This window comes from Pseudomonas sp. RHF3.3-3 (genome assembly GCF_048069595.1).
GTDB classification, from domain to species: domain Bacteria; phylum Pseudomonadota; class Gammaproteobacteria; order Pseudomonadales; family Pseudomonadaceae; genus Aquipseudomonas; species Aquipseudomonas fuscovaginae_B.
This window is the reverse complement of record NZ_CP182250.1, coordinates 5,690,895-5,715,000: the sequence shown is the minus strand read 5'-3', so window position 1 is coordinate 5,715,000 and position 24,106 is coordinate 5,690,895. Positions and strand designations below refer to the sequence as shown.

General features: G+C 60.4%; 16 protein-coding genes, 2 rRNA genes and 1 pseudogene (1 of these 19 running past the window's edge). 15 read left to right on the top strand and 4 right to left on the bottom strand.

Features of this window, described 5'->3' with window-relative positions; genetic code table 11:
- The 6 genes from ACMGT0_RS24980 to ACMGT0_RS24955 form a co-directional block, all read left to right on the top strand.
- A 23S ribosomal RNA gene (locus tag ACMGT0_RS24980) occupies window positions 1-1,474 on the top strand (it extends 1,417 nt beyond the left edge of the window).
- A 149-nt stretch (window positions 1,475-1,623) separates the two neighbouring features.
- Window positions 1,624-1,739, top strand: a 5S ribosomal RNA gene (rrf, locus tag ACMGT0_RS24975).
- 486 nt (window positions 1,740-2,225) lie between these two features.
- Complete coding sequence (locus tag ACMGT0_RS24970; RefSeq protein WP_054057110.1) at window positions 2,226-3,830, top strand: tetratricopeptide repeat-containing response regulator; 1,605 nt, start codon at window positions 2,226-2,228, stop codon at window positions 3,828-3,830.
- On the top strand, window positions 3,827-4,519 hold the full coding sequence (locus ACMGT0_RS24965) for a sensor histidine kinase (RefSeq protein WP_054057111.1): 693 nt from the start codon (window positions 3,827-3,829) through the stop codon (window positions 4,517-4,519). Before ACMGT0_RS24970 ends, ACMGT0_RS24965 begins: the two co-directional genes overlap by 4 nt.
- 201 nt (window positions 4,520-4,720) lie before the next feature.
- Entirely contained in the window at window positions 4,721-5,962 is a 1,242-nt protein-coding gene (locus ACMGT0_RS24960; protein WP_416773548.1) for a glutamine synthetase family protein, read from the top strand.
- A 70-nt stretch (window positions 5,963-6,032) separates the two neighbouring features.
- Window positions 6,033-7,400: an MFS transporter gene (locus ACMGT0_RS24955; protein WP_416770233.1), complete on the top strand. Its 1,368-nt coding sequence runs from the start codon at window positions 6,033-6,035 to the stop codon at window positions 7,398-7,400.
- Window positions 7,401-7,470: 70 nt separating this feature from the next.
- Here the strand turns inward: ACMGT0_RS24955 and ACMGT0_RS24950 are convergent, their stop codons facing one another.
- From ACMGT0_RS24950 to flgA, 4 genes are all read right to left on the bottom strand, one after another.
- A complete protein-coding gene (locus ACMGT0_RS24950; protein ID WP_054057114.1) occupies window positions 7,471-8,214 on the bottom strand; it encodes a flagellar brake protein in 744 nt (247 codons plus the stop codon).
- Between the two features lie 96 nt (window positions 8,215-8,310).
- Window positions 8,311-8,778 (bottom strand): flagella synthesis protein FlgN, encoded by a 468-nt coding sequence (locus ACMGT0_RS24945; RefSeq protein WP_054057115.1) that lies wholly within the window; start codon window positions 8,776-8,778, stop codon window positions 8,311-8,313.
- A gap of 48 nt (window positions 8,779-8,826) precedes the next feature.
- On the bottom strand, window positions 8,827-9,147 hold the full coding sequence (gene flgM, locus ACMGT0_RS24940) for a flagellar biosynthesis anti-sigma factor FlgM (protein ID WP_054057116.1): 321 nt from the start codon (window positions 9,145-9,147) through the stop codon (window positions 8,827-8,829).
- Between the two features lie 169 nt (window positions 9,148-9,316).
- Window positions 9,317-10,078, bottom strand: a complete 762-nt coding sequence (gene flgA / locus ACMGT0_RS24935) for a flagellar basal body P-ring formation chaperone FlgA (RefSeq protein ID WP_054057117.1) — start codon at window positions 10,076-10,078, stop codon at window positions 9,317-9,319.
- 80 nt (window positions 10,079-10,158) lie between these two features.
- On the opposite strand from flgA, the gene ACMGT0_RS24930 reads away from it, so the two are divergent.
- From ACMGT0_RS24930 to ACMGT0_RS24890, 9 genes and pseudogenes are all read left to right on the top strand, one after another.
- Window positions 10,159-11,085, top strand: coding sequence for a chemotaxis protein CheV (locus ACMGT0_RS24930; RefSeq protein ID WP_054057118.1), 927 nt, complete (start codon window positions 10,159-10,161; stop codon window positions 11,083-11,085).
- 52 nt (window positions 11,086-11,137) lie between these two features.
- Window positions 11,138-11,965: a protein-glutamate O-methyltransferase CheR gene (cheR, locus tag ACMGT0_RS24925; protein ID WP_054057119.1), complete on the top strand. Its 828-nt coding sequence runs from the start codon at window positions 11,138-11,140 to the stop codon at window positions 11,963-11,965.
- A 239-nt stretch (window positions 11,966-12,204) separates the two neighbouring features.
- On the top strand, window positions 12,205-12,612 hold the full coding sequence (flgB, locus tag ACMGT0_RS24920) for a flagellar basal body rod protein FlgB (protein WP_054057120.1): 408 nt from the start codon (window positions 12,205-12,207) through the stop codon (window positions 12,610-12,612).
- Between the two features lie 3 nt (window positions 12,613-12,615).
- Window positions 12,616-13,059 carry a flagellar basal body rod protein FlgC gene (gene flgC, locus ACMGT0_RS24915; protein WP_054057121.1) on the top strand — a complete coding sequence of 148 codons (444 nt, stop codon included), beginning with the start codon at window positions 12,616-12,618 and terminating at the stop codon, window positions 13,057-13,059.
- A gap of 15 nt (window positions 13,060-13,074) precedes the next feature.
- Window positions 13,075-13,815: a flagellar hook assembly protein FlgD gene (locus ACMGT0_RS24910; protein WP_054057122.1), complete on the top strand. Its 741-nt coding sequence runs from the start codon at window positions 13,075-13,077 to the stop codon at window positions 13,813-13,815.
- A gap of 32 nt (window positions 13,816-13,847) precedes the next feature.
- Window positions 13,848-15,176: a flagellar hook protein FlgE gene (gene flgE, locus ACMGT0_RS24905; RefSeq protein ID WP_416770228.1), complete on the top strand. Its 1,329-nt coding sequence runs from the start codon at window positions 13,848-13,850 to the stop codon at window positions 15,174-15,176.
- A gap of 242 nt (window positions 15,177-15,418) precedes the next feature.
- Window positions 15,419-17,158 (top strand): type I secretion system permease/ATPase, encoded by a 1,740-nt coding sequence (locus ACMGT0_RS24900; RefSeq protein ID WP_273826388.1) that lies wholly within the window; start codon window positions 15,419-15,421, stop codon window positions 17,156-17,158.
- Window positions 17,155-18,468 (top strand): HlyD family type I secretion periplasmic adaptor subunit, encoded by a 1,314-nt coding sequence (locus ACMGT0_RS24895; RefSeq protein ID WP_416770225.1) that lies wholly within the window; start codon window positions 17,155-17,157, stop codon window positions 18,466-18,468. The genes ACMGT0_RS24900 and ACMGT0_RS24895 overlap by 4 nt, the downstream gene beginning before the upstream one ends.
- Before the next feature lie 55 nt (window positions 18,469-18,523).
- Window positions 18,524-23,971: pseudogene (locus tag ACMGT0_RS24890) on the top strand (beta strand repeat-containing protein); the annotation flags it as partial.
- Between the last annotated feature and the right edge of the window lie 135 nt (window positions 23,972-24,106).

The window sequence follows — 24,106 nt, the reverse complement described above, 5'->3', positions numbered from 1 at the left end:
GAGAAGGCTAGGCCAGCTTGGCGTTGGTTGTCCAAGTTTAAGGTGGTAGGCTGAGATCTTAGGTAAATCCGGGATCTTAAGGCCGAGAGCTGATGACGAGTGTCCTTTAGGACGCGAAGTGGTTGATGCCATGCTTCCAAGAAAAGCTTCTAAGCTTCAGATAACCAGGAACCGTACCCCAAACCGACACAGGTGGTTAGGTAGAGAATACCAAGGCGCTTGAGAGAACTCGGGTGAAGGAACTAGGCAAAATGGCACCGTAACTTCGGGAGAAGGTGCGCCGGTGAGGGTGAAGGACTTGCTCCGTAAGCCCATGCCGGTCGAAGATACCAGGCCGCTGCGACTGTTTATTAAAAACACAGCACTCTGCAAACACGAAAGTGGACGTATAGGGTGTGACGCCTGCCCGGTGCCGGAAGGTTAATTGATGGGGTTAGCGAAAGCGAAGCTCTTGATCGAAGCCCCGGTAAACGGCGGCCGTAACTATAACGGTCCTAAGGTAGCGAAATTCCTTGTCGGGTAAGTTCCGACCTGCACGAATGGCGTAACGATGGCGGCGCTGTCTCCACCCGAGACTCAGTGAAATTGAAATCGCTGTGAAGATGCAGTGTATCCGCGGCTAGACGGAAAGACCCCGTGAACCTTTACTATAGCTTTGCACTGGACTTTGAATTTGCTTGTGTAGGATAGGTGGGAGGCTTTGAAGCGTGAACGCCAGTTTGCGTGGAGCCATTCTTGAAATACCACCCTGGCAACTTTGAGGTTCTAACTCAGGTCCGTTATCCGGATCGAGGACAGTGTATGGTGGGTAGTTTGACTGGGGCGGTCTCCTCCTAAAGAGTAACGGAGGAGTACGAAGGTGCGCTCAGACCGGTCGGAAATCGGTCGCAGAGTATAAAGGCAAAAGCGCGCTTGACTGCGAGACAGACACGTCGAGCAGGTACGAAAGTAGGTCTTAGTGATCCGGTGGTTCTGTATGGAAGGGCCATCGCTCAACGGATAAAAGGTACTCCGGGGATAACAGGCTGATACCGCCCAAGAGTTCATATCGACGGCGGTGTTTGGCACCTCGATGTCGGCTCATCACATCCTGGGGCTGAAGCCGGTCCCAAGGGTATGGCTGTTCGCCATTTAAAGTGGTACGCGAGCTGGGTTTAGAACGTCGTGAGACAGTTCGGTCCCTATCTGCCGTGGACGTTTGAGATTTGAGAGGGGCTGCTCCTAGTACGAGAGGACCGGAGTGGACGAACCTCTGGTGTTCCGGTTGTCACGCCAGTGGCATTGCCGGGTAGCTATGTTCGGAAAAGATAACCGCTGAAAGCATCTAAGCGGGAAACTTGCCTCAAGATGAGATCTCACTGGAACCTTGAGTTCCCTGAAGGGCCGTCGAAGACTACGACGTTGATAGGTGGGGTGTGTAAGCGCTGTGAGGCGTTGAGCTAACCCATACTAATTGCCCGTGAGGCTTGACCATATAACACCCAAGCAATTTGCGTCGAATGAGCAGATTGCGGTGTATGAAGACGAAGTGAACCGAAAGTTTGCCACGCACAAAGCACCAAAGACTGTCACATACCCGATTCGCTGGAGCGTTGCCCAGGCAACGAGCCGGCTACCGAATTTCTTGACGACCATAGAGCATTGGAACCACCTGATCCCATCCCGAACTCAGAAGTGAAACGATGCATCGCCGATGGTAGTGTGGGGTTTCCCCATGTGAGAGTAGGTCATCGTCAAGATTAAATTCCAAAACCCCTATCTGCGCAGGCAGGTAGGGGTTTTGTCTTTTCAGCGGTTGAGAATCTCCCAAGGCTGCCAGCCAGCCCTGCGTTTGCTCTGGCCACCAGTCGGCATCGGGTCCGCCGCCGCCTGAGAGAGCCGTGTGTCGGATGAAGCTCAGCAGCCCTGCATGCTTTTTTTTTCTTCGATACCGGGCAACCCTCAGGTTTGGCCAACTGCGGGCGATATCCTGACTAGCGATGGCTATGAGTTGCGCAAGGGGCCTTGTGTCTTGCGTCACTTGATGGAAAGCACCACCTGTACATCGGCTACCCTTGGATTGAATATCAGGCCGGGGCCACTCAATGCGATGACAGGTTGGTGTAAAATCGATTAGTGGCAGTTTGCCTTTAGTTATTATCTGCTCGCGAAAGCGACAGTGAAGTTGGGGCCGTGCTTGCAATAGCCTTCGGGCCCCTCTTCTATTTCCCATGACAGGAATCTCGATGCTGGCGTATCACCAAAAAAGCTTTCTGATCGTCGACGATTTCTCCGATTTTCGCAGTTCAGTCAGGTCCATGCTGCGGGAGTTGGGCGTCAAGGAAGTGGACACCGCCGACACCGGAGAACAGGCGTTGCGCATGTGCGCGCAGAAGCGCTACGACTTCATCCTGCACGATTACCACCTTGGCGATGGCCGCAAGAATGGTCAGCAGGTTCTCGAAGACCTGATGGTCGACAAGCTGATCAGCCATGAAAGCATCTTTGTCATGGTCACCGCCGAAAGCAGCCAGGCCATGGTCCTCAGTGCCCTGGAGCACGAGCCTGACGCCTATCTGACCAAACCGTTCAACCGCGCCAGCCTGGCCCAGCGCCTGGAAAAGCTGGTCCAGCGCAAGAACCTGCTCAAGCCGATCATGCAGGCGCTCGACCGTGACAAACCGGCCGAAGTGTTGGCCGCCTGTACCCGGCTCACCCAGCAGGACACCCGTTTCGCCCCGCTGTGTCTGCGTTATCGTGCCGATGCAATGCGTGCCCTCGGCCAGAATGAGCCGCTGGAGCGCTTCCTCAATGGCATCCTCAATGATCGCCCGCTGCCATGGGCTTATGCCATGCTGGGGCAACTGCTCTACAAGCGTGGTCAGATGACTCAGGCCAAGGAATTGTACGAAACCGCACTCAAGGCATTCCCGATGATGCCAGCCCTCTACGACGGGCTCGCCGACGTGCTGGTCCAGCAGGGGGAAACCCGACGTGCCCAGAGCGTGCTGGAAGAGGCCGTGCGCCTGTCTCCATTGGCCGTACGTCGGCAGTCATTGCTGGGCAAGCTGGCCTTGGCCAACGAGGATTTCGAGGGGGCTTCCCGGGCCTATCGCCAGGCTGTCGCCCAGGGCGAGCAATCGCGTTACAAGGATCCGGAAAGCAATCTGGGCCTGGCTCACGCGTTGATCAGCAAGGGCAGCGAACGTGGGCTGGACACACGTACGCGGCTGGAGATCAACCAGACACTCAGCACAGTCGCCAAGGAAAACGCCAACGATCCGGGGTTGCAGGTGCGTGCCCGGCTGATGAAGGCCACCAGCCTGCTACTCAACGATGCCGAAACCGCCGACAAGCTCACCGAGCAGGCGATGGCACGCCTGGAGGGTATGGAGAACTTCCTGAGTGCCGACGCCGCCTTGCTGGTGGCCAAGCAACTGCAGCAACTGGGGCAGGCCGAGGCCGGTGCCTCGATGCTCAAGAACTGCGTGGAGATCTATGGTGACGACCCGGCGGTGATGAAAGGCATCGCCAAGCTGACCGATGACCCGGAGATCCTCGGCAGCGGCAAGGCCGCCATCGACCTCAACGTCCAAGGCGTGCGCAGCTACAAGAGCGGCAACCTGGAGGAAGCGCAGGCACTGTTCCGCAAGGCGCTGGCCCTGCAGCCGAAAAATATCAGTATCGCCCTCAATGCTGCGCAGGCCCTGCTGGTGACCGCCCAGAAGACTTCCGATGCGGCAATCCTCGAAGAGTGCCGGGCCTGCCTGAAAATGGTCGGCAAGATGCCGGACAGCGATCCACGTTATGAGAGGTATCAGAAATTGCGCAGCCGGGCGTTTGGCGAATGAGCGACAAGGACCAGGGGCTGGATTTCTCCACGGTGATCGCCTCGACCGTGCATGACATGAAAAACTCGCTGGCGATGCTGATCCAGGCCCACGGCCAGTGGCAGAGCCACCTGCCCGCGGCGCAGCGGGAGAACCCCGAGCGTGCGGTGATCGAGTATGAGTTCGCGCACCTCAACAGCATGCTGGTGCAGTTGCTGGGGTTGTACAAGCTGGGCGTCAACCAGTTGCCGTTGCGTCCCGATTATCACGACATGGATGACTTCATTGGCGCGCAACTGGCGTGCCGTCAGGAGGTCCTGAACAGTCGTGGCATCGTTGCCAGTTATGAAGTCGACGACTTCAGCCCGCTGGGCTTTTTCGATCGCGAGCTGATCGGTTCGGTGGTGGGCAATATCGTCACCAATGCCATTCGTTTCGCTTGCCATGCCTTGCTGATCAATGTCCGCGAGGAAAACGAGCAACTGGTGCTGAGCATCAATGACGATGGCCCCGGTTTCCCGGCGCAGATGCTCGAACGCCAGATGGACTATGTACAGGGCATCAATCCGACCACGGGCAGCACTGGCCTGGGCCTGTATTTCGCCGCAAGGATCGCTGCGTTGCACGAGCGCAACGGCGTACGCGGGCGTATCGAACTCAGCAACGGCGGTACCCTGGGTGGTGCGCTGTTCAGTCTCTATCTTCCCTGAGTCAGGCTTTTTCCTCGTCCCTGCTTGAAATCCCGAACAGCTGGTGCGTATTTTGTACGGGGCGCCGTTCGCGGCTTCTATAAAAACAAGGATTGAGTCATGACTAGCGAAGGCCAGAACTCGCTCGCGCAGCGATTGACCGGCATTGATGAGATTGAATGTGTCACGCCTGACCTCAATGGCGTGCCGCGGGGCAAGGTGATGACCGCCGAGGGTTTCCTGGAGGGGCGACGTTTGCAACTGGCGCGCGGGGTGCTGCTGCAGTGCATCATGGGCGGCTATCCACCGGCGCGTTTCTACGGCAGCGATGATGGCGACCTGGCCCTGACGGCCGACCCGCGGCAGATCCACCGCCTGCCGTGGAGTCAGCAACCCCGTGCATTGGCGATCTGTGACGCGGACGAATTGACCGGGGAAAGCTCCTGCCTGTCGACCCGTGGCCAGCTCAAGGCGATCATCGCCCGCTATGCGGCACGTGGCCTGGCACCAGTGGTGGCGACCGAACTGGAGTTCTTCGTCTTCGCGCCCAATACCGATCCGACTCAGCCGTTCCAGCCGCCTGTCGGCCTCGACGGGCGGCGCGAGGAGGGGCATTCGGCCTTCAGCGTCAGTTCCAACAATGGTTTGCGGCCGTTCTTCAGCGAGGTCTATGCAAGCATGGCGGCGCTGGGCCTGCCGCGCGATACCTTCATGCACGAGATGGGCGTCAGCCAGTTCGAGATCAACCTGTTGCACGGTGATCCGCTGTTGTTGGCCGACCAGACCTTCCTGTTCAAGCATCTGCTCAAGGAAGTGGCGCTCAAGCATGGCTTGAGCGTGGTGTGCATGGCCAAGCCGTTGGCGAAGACCCCGGGCAGTTCGATGCATATCCACCAGAGCCTGGTGGACATCGGCAGCGGGAAAAATGTCTTCAATGATGCCGCCGGCGAGCCTACCGCGATGTTTCATCATTTCATTGGCGGGCAGCAGGCGTGCATGGCGGATTTCACCGCGCTGTTCGCGCCGAACGTCAACTCCTACCAGCGCCTGTGCCATCCGTATGCGTCGCCCAACAACGCCTGCTGGTCCCATGACAACCGCGCGGCCGGCCTGCGGATTCCGGCCAGTTCGCCCGTGGCACGGCGTGTGGAAAACCGCCTGCCGGGAGCGGATGCCAACCCGTACCTGGCGATTGCGGCCAGCCTGGCCGCGGGGCTTTACGGTATCGAGCATGAGCTGGAGCCGACGCCGGCCATCCAGGGCGAGTTCGAGGTGCCGGACGCCCTGTCGCTGCCATGCACCCTGCACGCGGCACTGGAGCGCCTCAAGCGCAGCCAGCTGGCCAGGGAGCTGTTCGGCAGCGAGTTCATCGAAGGCTATATCGCGTCGAAAACCATGGAGCTGACCAGCTTCCTCGATGAAATCAGCCCCTGGGAACGCCGTGTTCTGGCGGCCCAGGCTTAGACGTAACTCCCGCTTCGGGCTATCTTCCGGGTAGCCCGAAACCTCATTCAAAGAGCCGTCAGGAACGTCAATGCGCCAAATCTGGAAATCCTTTAGAGCGCTTTATTTTGCCTCGCTGATGATGCTGATCGGTTCGGGCCTTCTGAGTACCTACCTTGCCCTGCGTCTGGCGGCCGACCATGTCGACGGCCTGTGGGTGGGGGCCCTGATGGCGGCCAACTACTTCGGCCTGGTGCTGGGCGGCAAGATCGGCCACCGGCTGATCGCCCGTGTCGGGCACATCCGCGCCTATGCCACATGTGCCGGGATCGTCGGTGCGGCGGTGCTGGGCCATGGACTGGTCAACTGGTTGCCGGCCTGGCTGTTGCTGCGGATGATCGTCGGCCTCGGAATGATGTGCCAGTACATGGTCATCGAGAGTTGGCTCAACGAACAGGCCGAGGCCAGGCAGCGTGGCGTGGTCTTCAGTGGCTACATGATCGCGTCCTATCTCGGACTGGTGCTTGGGCAACTGATCCTGGTCATGCATCCTGCCCTCGGTCCCGAGTTGCTGATGCTGGTCGCACTGTGCTTCGCATTGTGCCTGGTGCCGGTGGCCATGACCCGGCGGATTCACCCGGCCCCCTTGCATCCGGCGCCGCTGGAGCCGCGTTTCTTCATGAAGCGTGTGCCGCAGTCGCTGACCACGGTGCTGGGCGCGGGGATCATCGTCGGCTCGTTCTACGGTCTGGCGCCGCTCTACGCTTCCCAGCAGGGGCTTTCTACCGAGCAGGTCGGTCTGTTCATGGGGAGCTGCATCTTTGCCGGCTTTCTCGTGCAGTGGCCCCTGGGCTGGCTTTCCGACCGCTATGACCGGGCGGTGCTGATCCGCAGTGTCGCCATGCTGTTGATGCTGACGTCCCTGCCGCTGGCGATATTCTCCACGGCTCCATTGGAGGTGCTGTTCGTCGTTGGGTTCGTGGTGTCGTTGCTGCAGTTCTGTCTGTATCCGTTGGCGGTGGCGTTCTCCAACGACCATATCGAGGGGGATCGGCGGGTCTCGCTGACCGCCATGCTGCTGGTGACCTATGGCGTCGGCGCGAGCATCGGGCCGCTGGCGGCGGGCGTGCTGATGAAGCTGTTCGGCAGCCAGATGCTCTATGCGTTCTTCAGCTTTTTCGCGCTCATCCTGGTGCTGCGCATCCGACCCAAGGCGGTGACCAATCTGCATCAGGTCGAGGATGCGCCGTTGCAGCACGTGGTCATGCCGGAGGCCATGTCGCCCCTCGGCGCGGCGCTCGACCCGCGGGTCGACGAACAGGTGGTGCTGGACCAGATGTGCGACAACCCGGCGGCAGCGCCATCGGTCGCGGATGTCGCGTCCACCGAGCCGGCGGCAGAGGCTGTTGCCGAAGTGGACGAGTCCGACCCTGAGCCGGCGCATAAGTCGAGCAACTGACAGTGTCGATAAAAAAACGGGCCACCCTCATCAGGTGGCCCGTTTTTTGTGGGTGAAGGCAGCGTCAGACTCAGTAGTCGTCGTCCTTGTCGAAACGCCGTGCTTCACGTTGCAGTTGGTAGACGAAGCGCTCGACCTGGCGTTGTACCAGGCCGCTCATGTTGTGGAAGCGTACGCCGGCGAAGGTGGTGTTGATCCTTTCCTCGAAGTGCAGATGGCGCAGTTCCACCGGAGCGGTCATGGGGCCGAAGGGCAGGGCGGCGATAAAACGCTCGTAGACCTGGCCCAGTTGCAGGCGATCGGAAATATCGCCGTCGAAGCGCAGCTTGCAGCCGCTGGCGGAGATATCCAGCAGTTTGCCGTTGATCGGTGCCTTGAGCTTGTCGCCACCCAGTTCGATGTTGACCAGTGCGGTGAGTTTCAGGGCGGCGCGGAAGGCGTTGCGACGCTGATGGTACACCACCTCGGCCGGCATCGAGCCACGGTAGCAACCGTTGGTCTCGTCGACGGTCATTGGCTGGGGTTGTTCCCAGGTGATGCGTACACCGTCGTGGAAGCCTTCGACGCGGAACGGTTCACCCGCTGCCAGGAAGCGTTCACCGTCGCGTGGCATCATTTCGTCCAGGGCCAGAGTGCCCGCATCCCGGTCGACATCGATCACGAAACTCTGGAAACGCTGGCTGCGTTCATGGAACGTGATGATCAACGGGTCATGGCTATCCTGCAGCATCCGCAGGTTGGCGGAAATTTCCAGAGGCGTGGTTAGCACCTTCGGTGGCTGCGGAGCATCATCCGCGCTTGGGGCATTGGACACGGTTCATCAATCTCCAGACAAAATACGACTACACGCAAAAGCCAGCATTTTGCCAGCATGTTACGCGCCTTGAACAGAGCGCGCAGCAGTTTGGGTTCAAGCCTGACTCAGCGGGCGTTGCTTCGCAAGCCTCGCCGTCGAGCCGCGGGCATCATAAAGTGCGGGAGGCTCGCCGCCGGTCAGGATCTTCAACTGGTTTGCGGTCGTCGCTTGCTGAACCTGGATGTTGCGCCCATTGAGTTCATTGGCGGCCTGGCAATCGGCCAGGATGCGGGTGAGTTCTTCGCTCTGGCTCAGCAGTTCGCCGCCCACGCTCGACTGTGCCGCCAGTTGTTCCAGGCCGGAGCGGTTGGCGGGCAGGTTGAGACTGGCGAGAATCTGGCTGCGCTTGCGGCCATGCTGTTCCAGCAGAATGATCAGCGCCTGCTTGCGCGCCAGAATATCTTCCAGCTCGACCATGTTGCGACCATGGAGCGCCAGGGACTCGGCGCGCAACAGCTCGAGCAGATCTTGAGCTGGAGCAAAATCTTCGGTGATCAGTTGCAGTAGAGTGGTGTCTTGCATGGCTGGCCTTGGGTTTTAAGCGTCCAAAAGCCTCGCGCCGGCAGGTGCCTAGCGCTGGGCTTCGAAGTTGAGCAGTTTGCTGGCGACGCGGTTGCTGTCGACCTTGTAGCTGCCATCCGCGATCGCCTGTTTCAACTCGGCCACACGGGCGCTGTTGACTACGGGCTGCTGCTGCAGCTTGTCAGTGATCTTTTGCAACTGCTGAGCCTCATTGCTGAGGTGTACCGATTCCCCGCTCTGGCCGACCGCTTCGGTCTGGCTGTTCACCGCCGAGGATTTGCCGCTGCTGTCGGCTTCCTTGTTGGCGCTGGTGCGCGTGCTGCCTGTCAATGACGGGGCGTTATTCAAACGACTGAAATCGATGACCATGATAAAAAAACCTCTGGGTATTTGGACGCTTGCCTTGTTTTCGGCCATACCCGGAAAAACTTTAGCCTCATCTGAAAATGAGTCTGCATCTAGGCTGTAGCCCTGTCTGGGCCACAGTTTAGGAAAAGTGGCGGCCTGGCGCCAGTGATTGCGAGGTGGCCTTATCGATCTATAAAGCCACCTCTACCTGGCCAGGGGCGGTGACGCGAGCCTTGATGACCCGCTGCGAATTGAGGTTCTTGATCCGGATCTGCTCGTTCAGGCCGCCGTTGGAGAGGGCTTCGCCCGGCATCTTGACCACCAGGCCGCCGCTCGTTGCGCTGATGACCACCTGATCGCCCTTGCGCACCACTTCCGCCTGTTCCAGGTGGACCAGGGTGACGACCTGGTCCATGACCATTGGTCGGACAAGTTTCTGCCCGATGGCCTGGTCCGGTGACGTCAGGAAGCCCTGGTTGATCAGGCTGATATCCCGCTCGCGCAACGCCACGTCGCCTGGCTCGATGATCCCGGCGCGCTTGAGCGGACGGGTGGTCACCACCACATCGCGATACAACTTGACCTGGGCCGGCACGAACACGGTCCATGGCGAGCTGCCTTCGCAGCGGATTTTCACCGTGACCCGGCCGATCGGTGTCGCCGGGCTTTCCAGGCTGGCTGTCAATTCCTTGTCGCAGGCGGCCATGCGCAGGCGCGGGTCCAGCTGGTTGACCTGGATCTCGTAGCGCCCTTCGGTTTGACTGGTGGCCAGATAGTCTTCTACCGTGAACTCAAGAAAGCCTTGGGTCACGCCGATAAGCTGATCAGGCAGGGTCGCCGATTCCGCAAGAGCAGGGTTGCTCGGGTTCAGGCAGCATAAAACGGACACCACCGCGAGCAATCTGCGGTACTGTGATGTCAGGCGTCGAAAAAATGTCGTTTGTGCTTTCATAACGGTATAAAAAGCAAGGCTCGTGCCGTTTGTTCCTGAGTGGGCGTCGGATGATGAGGCTTTGATCAGAGAGGGCAGTCATGGCTGGTGTGATGGATTCGGTGAACCAGCGTACGCAACTGGTGGGGCAGAATCGCCTTGAGCTGCTGTTGTTCCGTCTCGACGGCCAGCAGCTCTACGGGATCAACGTATTCAAGGTGCGCGAGGTGCTGCAATGCCCCAAGCTGACCTTGATGCCCAAGTCCAATCCGGTGGTGTGCGGTGTGGCGAACATTCGTGGGGCTACCATCCCGATCCTCGATCTGGCGATGGCCACGGGGGCCGGTGCACTCAAGGATCAGAGTAATCCGTTCGTGATCATTACGGAGTACAACACCAAGACCCAGGGGTTTTTGGTGAAGTCGGTGGAGCGCATCGTCAACATGAACTGGGAAGAGATCCATCCGCCACCCAAGGGGACCGGGCGCGATCACTACCTGACGGCGGTGACGCGCATCGACAACCAGTTGGTGGAAATCATCGATGTGGAGAAGATCCTCGCCGAGGTTTCGCCCATGTCCGAATCGGTTTCCCTGGGCGTGGTGGATGTCGAGACACAGACCAAGGCGGTGTCCTTGCGGGTGCTCACGGTCGACGACTCGTCGGTGGCGCGCAAGCAGGTCACGCGTTGCCTGCAGACGGTCGGCGTCGAGGTGGTGGCGCTGAACGACGGCCGGCAGGCGCTGGACTATCTGCGCAAGCTGGTCGAGGAGGGTAAGAAGCCGGAGGAGGAATTCCTGATGATGATCTCCGACATTGAAATGCCGGAAATGGACGGCTATACCCTCACTGCTGAGATTCGCAGCGATCCGCGGATGCAAAAGCTGCACATCACTCTGCATACTTCCCTGTCAGGGGTATTCAACCAGGCGATGGTGAAGAAGGTCGGTGCCGATGACTTCCTTGCCAAGTTCCGACCTGATGACCTGGCGGCCCGGGTGGTTGACCGGATCAAGGCTGCAGGATAACAGCCGGGGACCCGTGTCCCCGGCGGTACAGACGATTTAAGAGGCGGCATCATTGTCTACGGGTAATTTGGATTTCGAACAGTTCCGGGTCTTCCTGGAAAAGGCCTGTGGCATTCTGCTCGGTGAAAACAAGCAATATCTGGTTTCCAGCCGTCTCAACAAGCTGATGGAGCAGAATGGCATCAAATCCCTGGGCGAACTGGTCCAGAGGATTCAGAGCCAGCCACGCAGCGGCTTGCGTGAGCAGGTGGTGGATGCCATGACGACCAACGAAACCCTGTGGTTTCGTGACACCTATCCGTTTGAGGTGCTCAAGAACAAGGTCTTGCCGGAAGCGATCAAGGCCAGCCCTGGCCAGCGCCTGCGGATCTGGTCGGCTGCTTGTTCATCGGGGCAGGAGCCCTACTCGATCTCGATGTCGATCGACGAGTTCGAACGGACCAACATGGGCCAGTTGAAGGCCGGGGCGCAGATTGTCGCCACCGACCTGTCGAGCCTGATGCTGACCAACTGCAAGACCGGCGAGTACGACAGCCTGGCGATTGGCCGCGGCCTGTCGCCCGAGCGCCTGCAGCGCTACTTCGATGCCAAGGGGCCGGGTCGCTGGGCGGTCAAGGCACCGATCCGCAACCGGGTCGAGTTCCGCTCGTTCAACCTGCTGGACAGCTATGCCAGCCTGGGCAAGTTCGACATCGTGTTTTGCCGCAACGTGCTGATCTACTTCTCCGCCGAGGTGAAGAAGGACATCCTGATGCGCATCCACGGCAGCCTCAAGCCGGGCGGTTACCTGTTCCTGGGGGCGTCCGAAGCCCTCAACGGCCTGCCGGACCACTACCAGATGGTGCAATGCAGTCCGGGCATCATCTACAAGGCCAAGTAGCCAATCGTTCAATACCCCCGGCGGGAGCTCAAAAGGCTCCCGCTTTTTTTTGCCGCCAGTCTTGCCGCTTTGCTGGCGCTCGGCGGAAATGCCTTGCCGCTTTTCTGGCATTGCCGGCGGCAGTTATCCGGCAAGGCCTTGATTTACGGGCTTTGAGAAAATTGGCATGGGGCTTGCTACAGCTCTGTCAACGAAAAACCTGTTCCGACGATCAGGTCAACTCTCGAAGGTTTCCCGACATGAGCATCAGTTTCGACAAAGCGCTCGGCATCCACGAACAGGCCCTGAGCTTCCGTGCCCAGCGTGCCGAAGTCCTGGCCAACAACATCGCCAACGCCGATACCCCGAACTACAAGGCCCGGGACATGGACTTTTCCTCCGTGCTCGCCGAGCAGAGCGAAAAGGCCAGGAATGGCACCTTCGCGCTCAACACCACCAACAGCCGCCATATCGAAGCCCAGGGGCTGAGCAATGGCGACGCGGCATTGCAGTACCGCACCCCGATGCAGCCGTCGATCGACCAGAACACCGTGGATGCGCAGATCGAGCAATCGAACTACGCCCAGAACGCAGTCGACTTCCAGGCCAGCTTCACCCTGCTCAACAGTAAATTCAAAGGGCTGGTATCGGCCCTGCGTGGAGAGTAAGCCATGTCCCTTGCCAGCGTTTTCAATATTGCCGGTAGCGGCATGAGTGCCCAGACCACTCGGCTGAACACCGTCGCCAGTAACATCGCCAACGCCGAGACCGTCTCGTCGAGCATCGACAAGACCTACCGGGCGCGCCACCCGGTGTTCGCCACCATGTTCCAGAACAGCCAGGCCGGCGGCAGCAATTCGCTGTTCGAGGACCAGAACGCCGCGGGCCAGGGCGTGCAGGTGCTGGGTGTGGTCGAGGACCAGAGCAACCTGGAAGCGCGCTACGAGCCGAACCATCCGGCGGCCGACGCCAAGGGGTATGTCTACTACCCGAACGTCAACGTCGTCGAGGAAATGGCCGACATGATCTCCGCCAGCCGTTCGTTCCAGACCAACGCGGAAATGATGAACACCGCCAAGACCATGATGCAGAAGGTCCTGACCCTCGGTCAGTGATAAGGGGCGACAGACATGAGCGTTACCGACTCCACCAGCACCTCTTCGACTCTGAACGACATTCTTGCGGCGTCCAACGCCAAACTGACGAACAAGACCAGTACCGACTCGCTGGGCAATGCCATCAGCAGCGCATCCGGGGGCCAGACCCTGGGCAAGGACGCGTTCCTGAAGCTGCTGGTGACCCAGCTGAAGAACCAGAACCCGCTGGACCCGCAGGACAACAGCGCCTTCGTTGCGCAGTTGGCCCAGTTCAGCAGCCTGGAAGGCATCACCACGCTCAACAGCAGCGTCAACAACATCGCCAGCGCGTTCCAGTCGTCCCAGGCGCTGCAGGCGTCGTCGCTGGTCGGTCGTTCGGTCATCGTGCCGACCGGCAAGGCGGTGGTCGATACCAGCAAGAGCTTTACCGGCACCGCGGTCGTTACCGGTGCCACCGACAAAACCACGCTCAAGATCAGCGACTCCACCGGGAAAGTGGTCCGTACCATCGACCTGGGGGCCCAGACCGCGGCCGGTAACGTGCCCTTCGTCTGGGATGGCAAGGATGACTCCGGGACCCTGTTGTCCAGTGGCACCTACAGCTTCAGTGCGACCGCCAACCTCAAGGGCTCTGCGGACTCGACGGCGCTGGTCACCAACCTGCCGGCCACTGTCAGCAGCGTGAGCCTGTCGCAGAACGGCGGTGAAATGATGCTCAACCTGGCGGGCGTGGGCAGTATCGCTCTGTCCAAAGTCCAGACCATTGGCCTGTAAGAGCCGACCAACGCGAAACAAAGGAGAGAAGCATGTCTTTTAATATCGGTTTGAGCGGTCTCAACGCGGCCCAGAAACAGCTCGACGTCACCGGCAACAACATCGCCAACGTCAACACCACCGGCTTCAAGTCGTCCCGTGCGGAATTCGAAGACGTCTATTCGGCGACCAAGCTCGGTGTATCGTCCAAGACCATCGGCAACGGTGTGCGCCTGGCCAACGTTTCGCAGAACTTCGGCAACGGTGGCATGAACGTCACCGGCAACGCGTTGGACCTCGGTATCCAGGGCAACGGCTTTTTCACCCTGAGCGACAACGGCTCGCTGATGTACACCCGCGCCGGTACCTTCAAGACCGACAAGGACGGCTACGTCACCAACTCCGATGGTACTGCGCGCCTGCAGGGCTTCGCTGCCGACTCCAATGGCAACATCATTCCGGGCGTGCTGACCGACCTGCGTATCGACGTGTCGAACCTGCCGCCACAGACCACCACCAAGATTGGTGCAACGATCAACCTGGACTCCAAGTCGGCGGTGATCGATCAGTCCGTCACGCCGTTCGATCCATCGAATACGGCCAGCTATACCAAGCCGTTCAGCTCCGACATCTACGACTCCCAAGGCAACAAGCACTCGCTGGACCAGTATGTGGTCAAGACTGGTGCCAACACCTGGAACGTCTATACGCTGATTGACGGTCGCAATCCGAACGGTACGCTGCCCACTGTGGGGACCGTACCTCCGACCGTTCCGCCTGCGGCAACCGACCCTGTTCCCGTGGCAATGGTCTTTGACTCCTCCGGCAAGCTGACTTCCATCGGTGGCACCGCCGGCAAGACCAATATCACCATTACCGGTTGGGTTCCAGGTACGGTGACCAATGGTGTGTGGGCGGCCAACGGCGCAGGTGCCAACCCTACCGGTATCCTTACCGACTGGACAAAAACCACCCAGTTCAACGCCGACACCTCCCGTGCAGCCATCATTGGTGACGGTTATGCCACTGGCCAGATCACCGACATCAGCATTGATGGTACCGGCATCATTTTCGCCAACTTCAGCAACAACCAGCACAAGGCCATCGGCCAGGTGGCGATCGCCAGCTTCACCAACGAGCAGGGCCTGCAGCCTTCGGGCGGGACCAACTGGAAGCAGACCTTCGCTTCCGGCCAGCCAGCCTATGACGGCGGTGAAGTCGGCACCAACGGCTCGATCGTTTCCGGCTCCCTGGAGGGTTCCAACGTCGAACTGACCAATGAACTGGTGGACCTGATCAAGGGCCAGAGCTACTACCAGGCCAACGCCAAGACCATCTCCACCCAGAGCACCATCATGCAGACCATCATCCAGATGACCTGACGGCTTTTTCGGTGTCTCGCAAATCCGGCGCTCTTGGGCGCCGGATTTTTTTTGCCTGATTGTTGCGTTGACTCAGTTTGCAACTCTTTTCCTGCGCGCACCCCGACAAGCTGGTGCAGAACTTGCTCGCACTGCCTGCGCTAACGAACGACGTCAAGTTTTCGTTATATCAGCATCATCAGGGCAGAGCTTTCGTTCTGACTGCATGGACGCTATGCAAGCTCACAGGGACGGAAGAAGAATTGAAGAGAAGTCACGCCCTCAATACGCCTGTCGTTTCGGCGTCGTTGAAAACCCTCCTGCGTAAAAGCCTGATCGGCGCCGCGCTGTTTTCCGGTGTCATCAATATCCTGGCCTTGGCCGGCCCGTTGTTCATGTTGGAAGTGTACGACCGGGTCATTCCCAGCCGGAGCATTCCGACGTTGGTGGCGCTGGCGTTGTTGGTGTTGGGGGTGTACGGATTTTCAGGCCTGCTGGATATTGTCCGCTCCCGCCTGATGGTGCGGATTGCCTCCGCCTTCGATCTGGCCCTGTCTCCCCGGGTGTTCAAGGTGATTGCGGGGGTATCGCTGAAAACGGCGATTACCGGCGACGCCCTCAAGCCCGCTCAGGAAATGGATCAGATTCGCGGGTTCATTGGCGGCCCGGGGCTGGTGACATTTTTTGATTTGCCCTGGATGCCGGTGTACCTGGCCGTCTGCTTCTACATTCACCCACTGTTCGGCCTGCTGACCAGCGGGCTGGTCATCGTGCTGGTGGCGCTGACCTTCATCACCGATCGGCAGTCCCGACAATTGGCGCAAGCCTGCGCCGAGGCGCAGAACAAACGCAATTACCTGGGGCAGCAGGCGCACCAGAATGCCGAGGCGCTGGCGGCCATGGGCATGGCGCAACGTACCTCGGCGCTCTGGCAGGCACATCACTCGACCTACAGTACGCTGCAACGCCAGACTGTCGACATCGGCTCTTTTTTCGGTGGAATCTCCAAGTCTCTGCGTCATCTGGTCCAGTCCGGCTCCCTGGCGCTGGGCGCCTACCTGGTGATCCAGGGTGACCTAAGCGGCGGCACCATCGTGGCGGCCTCGATCATCGTGTCGCGCACCCTGGCACCGGCCGAGCAGGTGATTGCCACCTGGCGCAGCCTGCTGGCCGCCCATCTGGCCTGGAAGCGGCTGCTCGAAGTGTTTGCCCTGTTTCCCGAGGAGCCGAGCAAGACCGAATTGCCGGCGGCACATCGCACACTTCAGGTCGACAGCCTCTTTACCGCACCACCGGGCAGCCAGCGCCTGACTTTGCAGAACGTCAGTTTCGCGATCGCGGCGGGGAGCGCGATGGGGGTCGTGGGGCCGAGTGCTTCCGGTAAGTCGTCGCTGGCCCGCGCCCTGGTTGGCGCCTGGCCAGCGGCTCGTGGCCAGGTCAAGTTGGACGGTGCACCCCTGGAGCTGCTGAGCGAGCAGTCCAGGGGCAAGCTCATCGGCTACCTGCCGCAAAGCGTCGGGCTGTTCAGCGGCACCGTCGCCGAGAACATCGCGCGGCTGGATCCGCAGGCCGATGACCGGTCCATTGTCTCGGCAGCGCAACTGGCGGGCGTGCATGAGCTGATCCTGCAATTACCCGAAGGCTATCAAACCCAGGTCGGCGAGGGCGGGCTCAACCTGTCGGCGGGGCAGCGCCAGCGGATCGCGCTGGCCCGGGCGTTGTTCGGCGATCCGTTTCTGGTGGTGCTCGACGAGCCTAACTCCAATCTCGATGCCGAGGGGGAGCAGGCCCTGTCGCGGGCCATCCTGTCGATCAAGGCTCGCGGCGGTATTGTCGTGGTGATTGCCCATCGCACCAGCATTCTGTCGGTCATCGACCAGGTCCTGATTCTGGAGCATGGCGTTCAGGTGGCATTTGGCGCCAGAGACGCGGTTCTCAGAAAACCGTCGGCACCGGTACCTCGGCCGACGGCCAGCGTCGTGGAAATGGGAGTTGCCCAATGACCGTTCATGATCAGGAAAACAGCCTGGCCGGTTCGTTGAACCGACATCTTCGTCTCGGCGCTGTCAGCCTGCTGGTCCTCCTGGGCGGCGGGTTGGGGTGGGCAATCAGTACCGACCTGTCCGGTGCGGTGATCGCTGCCGGCAGCGTGGCGGTGGAAAGCAACGTCAAGAAAATCCAGCACCCCACGGGCGGTATCGTCGCTGAACTGCTGGTCAGCGAAGGCCAGCAGGTCCGCGCGGGGGACGTGCTGATCAGGCTCGATGCGACGCTGCCGAAAGTTGGCGAGGCCATCGTCTCCAAGTCGCTGAGCCAGGCCCAGGCGCGCCAGGCGCGCCTGGAGGCCGAGCGTGATGGCGCGGCTGATCTGGTGACGCCGGCGTCACTGATCAACCGTCTGGGGGCCGACGCCGCGCAGGCATTGATGAGCAGTGAGCAGCGTCTGTTCGAGGACCGGCGTTCGTCCCGCGAAGGGCAGAAAAAGCAGTTGCGTGAGCGAATCCGGCAACTCAACGAGACGATTGCCGGCCATGACCTTCAGCAGAAAACCAAGACCGAAGAAATCGAGTTGATCGACAAGGAGTACCAGGCTGTCCGCAAACTCTTCGAGAAAGGGATGATGACCATCGACCGCGTCAACGCCCTGGCCCGTGGCATCGCCCGTTTGCGCGGAGAGCGTGGGCAACTGATTGCGTCCATTGCCGAAGCCCGCGGCAAGATTGCCGAGACCGAGCTGCAGCGCCTGCAGATCGACCAGAGTTTCCGTAGCGAGGTGTCCCTGGAACTGCGCGAGCTCGAAGCCCGACAGGGTGAATTGGTCGAGCGCGATATCGCCGCCAATGACCAGCTCAAGCGCATCGATATCACCGCCCCGGTTTCCGGGCGGGTCCAGCAATTGGCCGTGCATACCCTGGGTGGGGTGATTTCGCCGGCGGAAAACCTGATGCAGATCGTGCCGGCCGACGATGAGCTGCTGGTCGAGGCGCGCATCAGTGCCCAAGACATCGACCAGGTATCGCTGGGGCAGGATGCGGTGCTGCGGCTCAGCGCCTTCAATCGCAGCACGACGCCGGAGTTGAAGGGGCAGGTGGTCCGGCTATCGGCGGATCTGGTCCAGGACGAACGCACTGGCATGGGCTTCTATCGAGCCGGGATCAAAATACCGCACAGCGAACTGACGCAACTGCAAGGGCTGACCCTCGTACCCGGAATGCCGGTGGAATCGATGATCCAGACCGGCACACGCAGCGTCATTTCCTATCTGCTCAAACCTATCAGTGATCATGCCCAGCGCGCCTTCCGCGAAGGATGAAGAACAAACGAGTTCACCGTGGTACCCATGACTCAACAAGGAGCAAGGAAGAAATATGGCAGTGATCAACGGAACATCAGGAGCGGATACGCTGGTAGGAACGACAGGAGCCGATGAGTTGTATGGCTTCGCCGGGAACGACTCGCTGGATGGCGGGGCGGGCAATGATCTGCTTGATGGAGGGGCTGGGGCGGATGTTCTGAATGGTGGGGCGGGAACCGATACTGCTTCGTATGCCAATTCGACTGCTGGGGTGACGGTCAACCTGGTTACAGGGACGGGGGTTGGTGGTGATGCGCAGGGCGATACCTTGATGGGTATCGAGAGCGTTGTTGGATCCGTGTTCAATGACACACTGACTGCACAAACCTCCGGGCACAGCCTGGTGGGGGGCAAGGGCAACGACACCTACTTCGTCAACGGCACGGGCGTGTCGGTGGTCGAAGCGGCTGGCGAAGGTGACGATGAAATCAGAACCACAGTCAACAGCCTGAGCCTGGCAGCCAACGTCGAGCGCCTGACCTACGTTGGCAGCGGCAGCTTCACCGGGTACGGCAATGGCTTGGACAACATCATTACTGGCGGTGCGGGCAACGACCTGCTGTACGGTGGCGCCGGCGCCGACCAGTTCATTGGTGGTGCGGGCACGGATACCGCCAGCTACGGCGACAGCAACACTGCCGTGGTGATCAACACCAAGACCGGGATCAACACCGGTATCGCCGAAGGCGATACTTATGTGGGGATCGAGACGATCCAGGGTTCCAGCTACAACGATACCTTTATCAGTGGTTCGGCGGCGGACCAGTTCGATGGGGCTGGCGGTACCGACACCATCGACTATTCGGCTTCTTCGGCAGCGGTGAGTGTCAGCCTGGTCAACGGTTCGGTCGGTGCGGGCGGTGACGCCCAGGGCGACCGCCTGAGCAACTTCGAACGGGTGATCGGCTCGGCCTTCGATGACTCCCTCACGGCCCAGACCTCCGGGCACAGCCTGGTAGGCGGGCAGGGCAACGACACCTACTTCGTCAACGGCACGGGCGTGTCGGTGGTCGAAGCGGCTGGCGAAGGTGACGATGAAATCAGAACCACAGTCAACAGCCTGAGCCTGGCGGCCAACGTCGAGCGCCTGACCTATGTCGGCAGCGGCAGCTTCACCGGGTACGGCAATGGCTTGGACAACATCATTACCGGCGGTGCGGGCAACGACCTGCTGTACGGCGGTGCCGGCGCCGACCAGTTCATTGGTGGTGCGGGCACGGATACCGCCAGCTACGGCGACAGCAACACTGCCGTGGTGATCAACACCAAGACCGGGATCAACACCGGTATCGCCGAAGGCGATACTTATGTGGGGATCGAGACGATCCAGGGTTCCAGCTACAACGATACCTTTATCAGTGGTTCGGCGGCGGACCAGTTCGATGGGGCTGGCGGTACCGACACCATCGACTATTCGGCTTCTTCGGCAGCGGTGAGTGTCAGCCTGGTCAACGGTTCGGTCGGTGCGGGCGGTGACGCCCAGGGCGACCGCCTGAGCAACTTCGAACGGGTGATCGGCTCGGCCTTCGATGACTCCCTCACGGCCCAGACCTCCGGGCACAGCCTGGTAGGCGGGCAGGGCAACGACACCTACTTCGTCAACGGCACGGGCGTGTCGGTGGTCGAAGCGGCTGGCGAAGGTGACGATGAAATCAGAACCACAGTCAACAGCCTGAGCCTGGCGGCCAACGTCGAGCGCCTGACCTATGTCGGCAGCGGCAGCTTCACCGGGTACGGCAATGGCTTGGACAACATCATTACCGGCGGTGCGGGCAACGACCTGCTGTACGGCGGTGCCGGCGCCGACCAGTTCATTGGTGGTGCGGGCACGGATACCGCCAGCTACGGCGACAGCAACACTGCCGTGGTGATCAACACCAAGACCGGGATCAACACCGGTATCGCCGAAGGCGATACCTATGTGGGGATCGAGACGATCCAGGGTTCCAGCTACAACGATACCTTTATCAGTGGTTCGGCGGCAGACCAGTTCGATGGGGCTGGCGGTACCGACACCATCGACTATTCGGCTTCTTCGGCAGCGGTGAGTGTCAGCCTGGTCAACGGCTCGGTCGGTGCGGGCGGTGACGCGCAGGGCGACCGCCTGAGCAACTTCGAGCGGGTGATCGGTTCGGCGTTTGACGATGCGCTGACCGCGCAGACTTCCGGGCACAGCCTGGTGGGTGGCGTGGGGAACGACACCTACTTCGTCAACGGCACGGGCGTGTCGGTGGTCGAAGCGGCTGGCGAAGGTGACGATGAAATCAGAACCACAGTCAACAGCCTGAGCCTGGCGGCCAACGTCGAGCGCCTGACCTATGTCGGCAGCGGCAGCTTCACCGGGTACGGCAATGGCTTGGACAACATCATTACCGGCGGTGCGGGCAACGACCTGCTGTACGGTGGCGCCGGCGCCGACCAGTTCATTGGTGGTGCGGGCACGGATACCGCCAGCTACGGCGACAGCAACACTGCCGTGGTGATCAACACCAAGACCGGGATCAACACCGGTATCGCCGAAGGCGATACTTATGTGGGGATCGAGACGATCCAGGGTTCCAGCTACAACGATACCTTTATCAGTGGTTCTGCGGCAGACCAGTTCGATGGGGCTGGCGGTACCGACACCATCGACTATTCGGCTTCTTCGGCAGCGGTGAGCGTCAGCCTGGTCAACGGCTCGGTCGGTGCGGGCGGTGACGCCCAGGGCGACCGCCTGAGCAACTTCGAACGGGTGATCGGTTCGGCGTTTGACGATGCGCTGACCGCGCAGACTTCCGGGCACAGCCTGGTGGGTGGCGTGGGGCACGACACCTACTTCGTCAACGGCACGGGCGTGTCGGTGGTCGAAGCGGCTGGCGAAGGTGACGATGAAATCAGAACCACAGTCAACAGCCTGAGCCTGGCGGCCAACGTCGAGCGCCTGACCTATGTCGGCAGCGGCAGCTTCACCGGGTACGGCAATGGCTTGGACAACATCATTACCGGCGGTGCGGGCAACGACCTGCTGTACGGCGGTGCCGGCGCCGACCAGTTCATTGGTGGTGCGGGCACGGATACCGCCAGCTACGGCGACAGCAACACTGCCGTGGTGATCAACACCAAGACCGGGATCAACACGGGTATCGCCGAAGGCGATACCTATGTGGGGATCGAGACGATCCAGGGCTCCAGCTATGGCGACACCTTCATCAGTGGCGCAGCGGCGGATCAGTTCGACGGTGCCGGTGGCGTCGATATCATCGACTACTCGGGCTCCTCGGAGGCGGTGACGGTCAGCCTGGTCAACGGTTCGGTCGGTGCGGGCGGTGATGCCCAGGGCGACCGCCTGAGCAACTTCGAGCGGGTGATCGGCTCGGCCTTCGATGACTCCCTCACGGCCCAGACCTCCGGGCACAGCCTGGTGGGCGGGCAGGGCAACGACACCTACTTCGTCAACGGCACGGGTGTGTCGGTGGTCGAAGCGGCTGGTGAAGGTGACGATGAAGTCAAGACTACCCTGAGCAGCCTGAGCCTGGCGGCCAACGTTGAACGGCTGACCTATGTGGGCGGTGGTAGCTTCACCGGTTATGGTAACGCGTCGGACAACATCATCACCGGTGGCACCGGCAACGACCTGCTGTACGGCGGTGCCGGCGCCGACCAGTTCATCGGTGGTGCGGGCGCGGATACCGCCAGTTACGGCGACAGCAACACTGCCGTGGTGATCAACACCAAGACCGGGATCAACACGGGTATCGCCGAAGGCGATACCTATGTGGGGATCGAGACGATCCAGGGCTCCAGCTATGGCGACACCTTCATCAGTGGCGCAGCGGCGGACCAGTTCGACGGTGCCGGTGGCGTCGATACCATCGACTACTCAGGTTCCTCGGAGGCGGTGACGGTCAGCCTGGTCAACGGCTCGGTCAGTGCTGGCGGTGATGCCCAGGGCGACCGCCTGAGCAACTTCGAGCGGGTGATCGGCTCGGCCTTCGATGACTCCCTCACGGCCCAGACCTCCGGGCACAGCCTGGTGGGCGGGCAGGGCAACGACACCTACTTCGTCAACGGCACGGGCGTGTCGGTGGTCGAGTTGGCAGATGGTGGCGACGACGAGGTCAAGACTGCGCTGAGCAGCCTGAGCCTGGCAGCCAACGTCGAGCGCCTGACCTACATCGGTACAGGCAACTTCACTGGCCGCGGCAATGCTTCGGACAACATCATCACTGGCGGCACCGGTAACGATGTACTGTACGGCGGTGCCGGTGCCGACCATTTCATCGGTGGTATCGGTACCGACACGGTCAGCTACGGTGACAGCAGCCAGGGTGTGACGATCAATACCAAGACGGGGATCCATACCGGGATTGCGGCTGGCGACACCTATGAGAGCATCGAGGTGATCCAGGGTTCCAGTTATGGCGACGTCTTCATCGGCGGCGCTGGTGCTGATCGTTTCGATGGAGGCGCCGGCATGGACATGCTTAGCTTCGCCAGCGAGACTTCCGGCATTGTGCTCGACCTGAGCACACCCGTGCTGACTGGAATCGCCGCAGGCGACACCTACACTTCCATCGAGATTTTCCAGGGTACTGACCAGGCCGATACCTTCACTGGCAGCCTGGCCAATGCCGAAAACTTCATTGGCGGAGTGGGTGCCGATACCTTCAACGGTATGGGACGTGGGGACGGAGCCTGGTACCTGACCAGCAGCGATGCAGTCCAGATCGACCTGCAAAACGGCACCGCTTCCGGTGGCGATGCCCAGGGCGATGTGCTCAACAACATCGACAACCTGATGGGCTCGGACTTCGATGACACGCTGACTGGCAACGCCTATTCCAACAGGCTGGAAGGCGGCGCGGGTAACGACACCATCTACGGCGGGGACGGCAACGACTTCATCTATGGTGGCACCAGTACCGATACCTCGGCTGTGAAACCGGCATCGGGCCTGAATACTGCCCAAGCCGACATGCTCTACGGCGGCAATGGCAACGACACCATGGTCAGCAGCACCAACGATGCCGGAAGCATCCTGTATGGCGAGGCCGGCAGCGACAACATCACTGTGTATTCCGGTGTCGCTATCGGAGGTGATGGCAACGATACCCTGAGTGGTCTCGGTTATGGCTATGAGCTTCACGGGGGAGAAGGCTTCGACACGCTCAACCTGCACAACTCCGGAGACGCTTACGGTGGTGAAGGCGGCGATGCCTATATCGTCTACTCGAAAACCATGGTGGCCATCCTCGACACCGGTACCTCGGGTGTCGATACGGTGACACTGAAGAACATCCAGAGTGTCAGTGATGTCCAGGTCGTCAGGACGGACCTGGGGGCCTATATCTTCTCGGCGACCGACGTGAAGAATGGCAACCTGGACTCGGGGGTTTTCCTGAAGGACTGGTACAGCGGCAGTAACACGATCGAGCTGTTCTACACCAATAATGGAGAGTCGTTCACCCTTCCGGTTTGACAGGCAATAAGCGAAGTCCGCAGTCAGGGGCTTTTCTGAGGTAAAAAACGGCACTCCCGGCTTATCACCGGGGGGGCCGTTTTTCATGGCTTGTGAAAATTCCCAATGGGCAAAAGAAAACCCCCGCCAGATCCA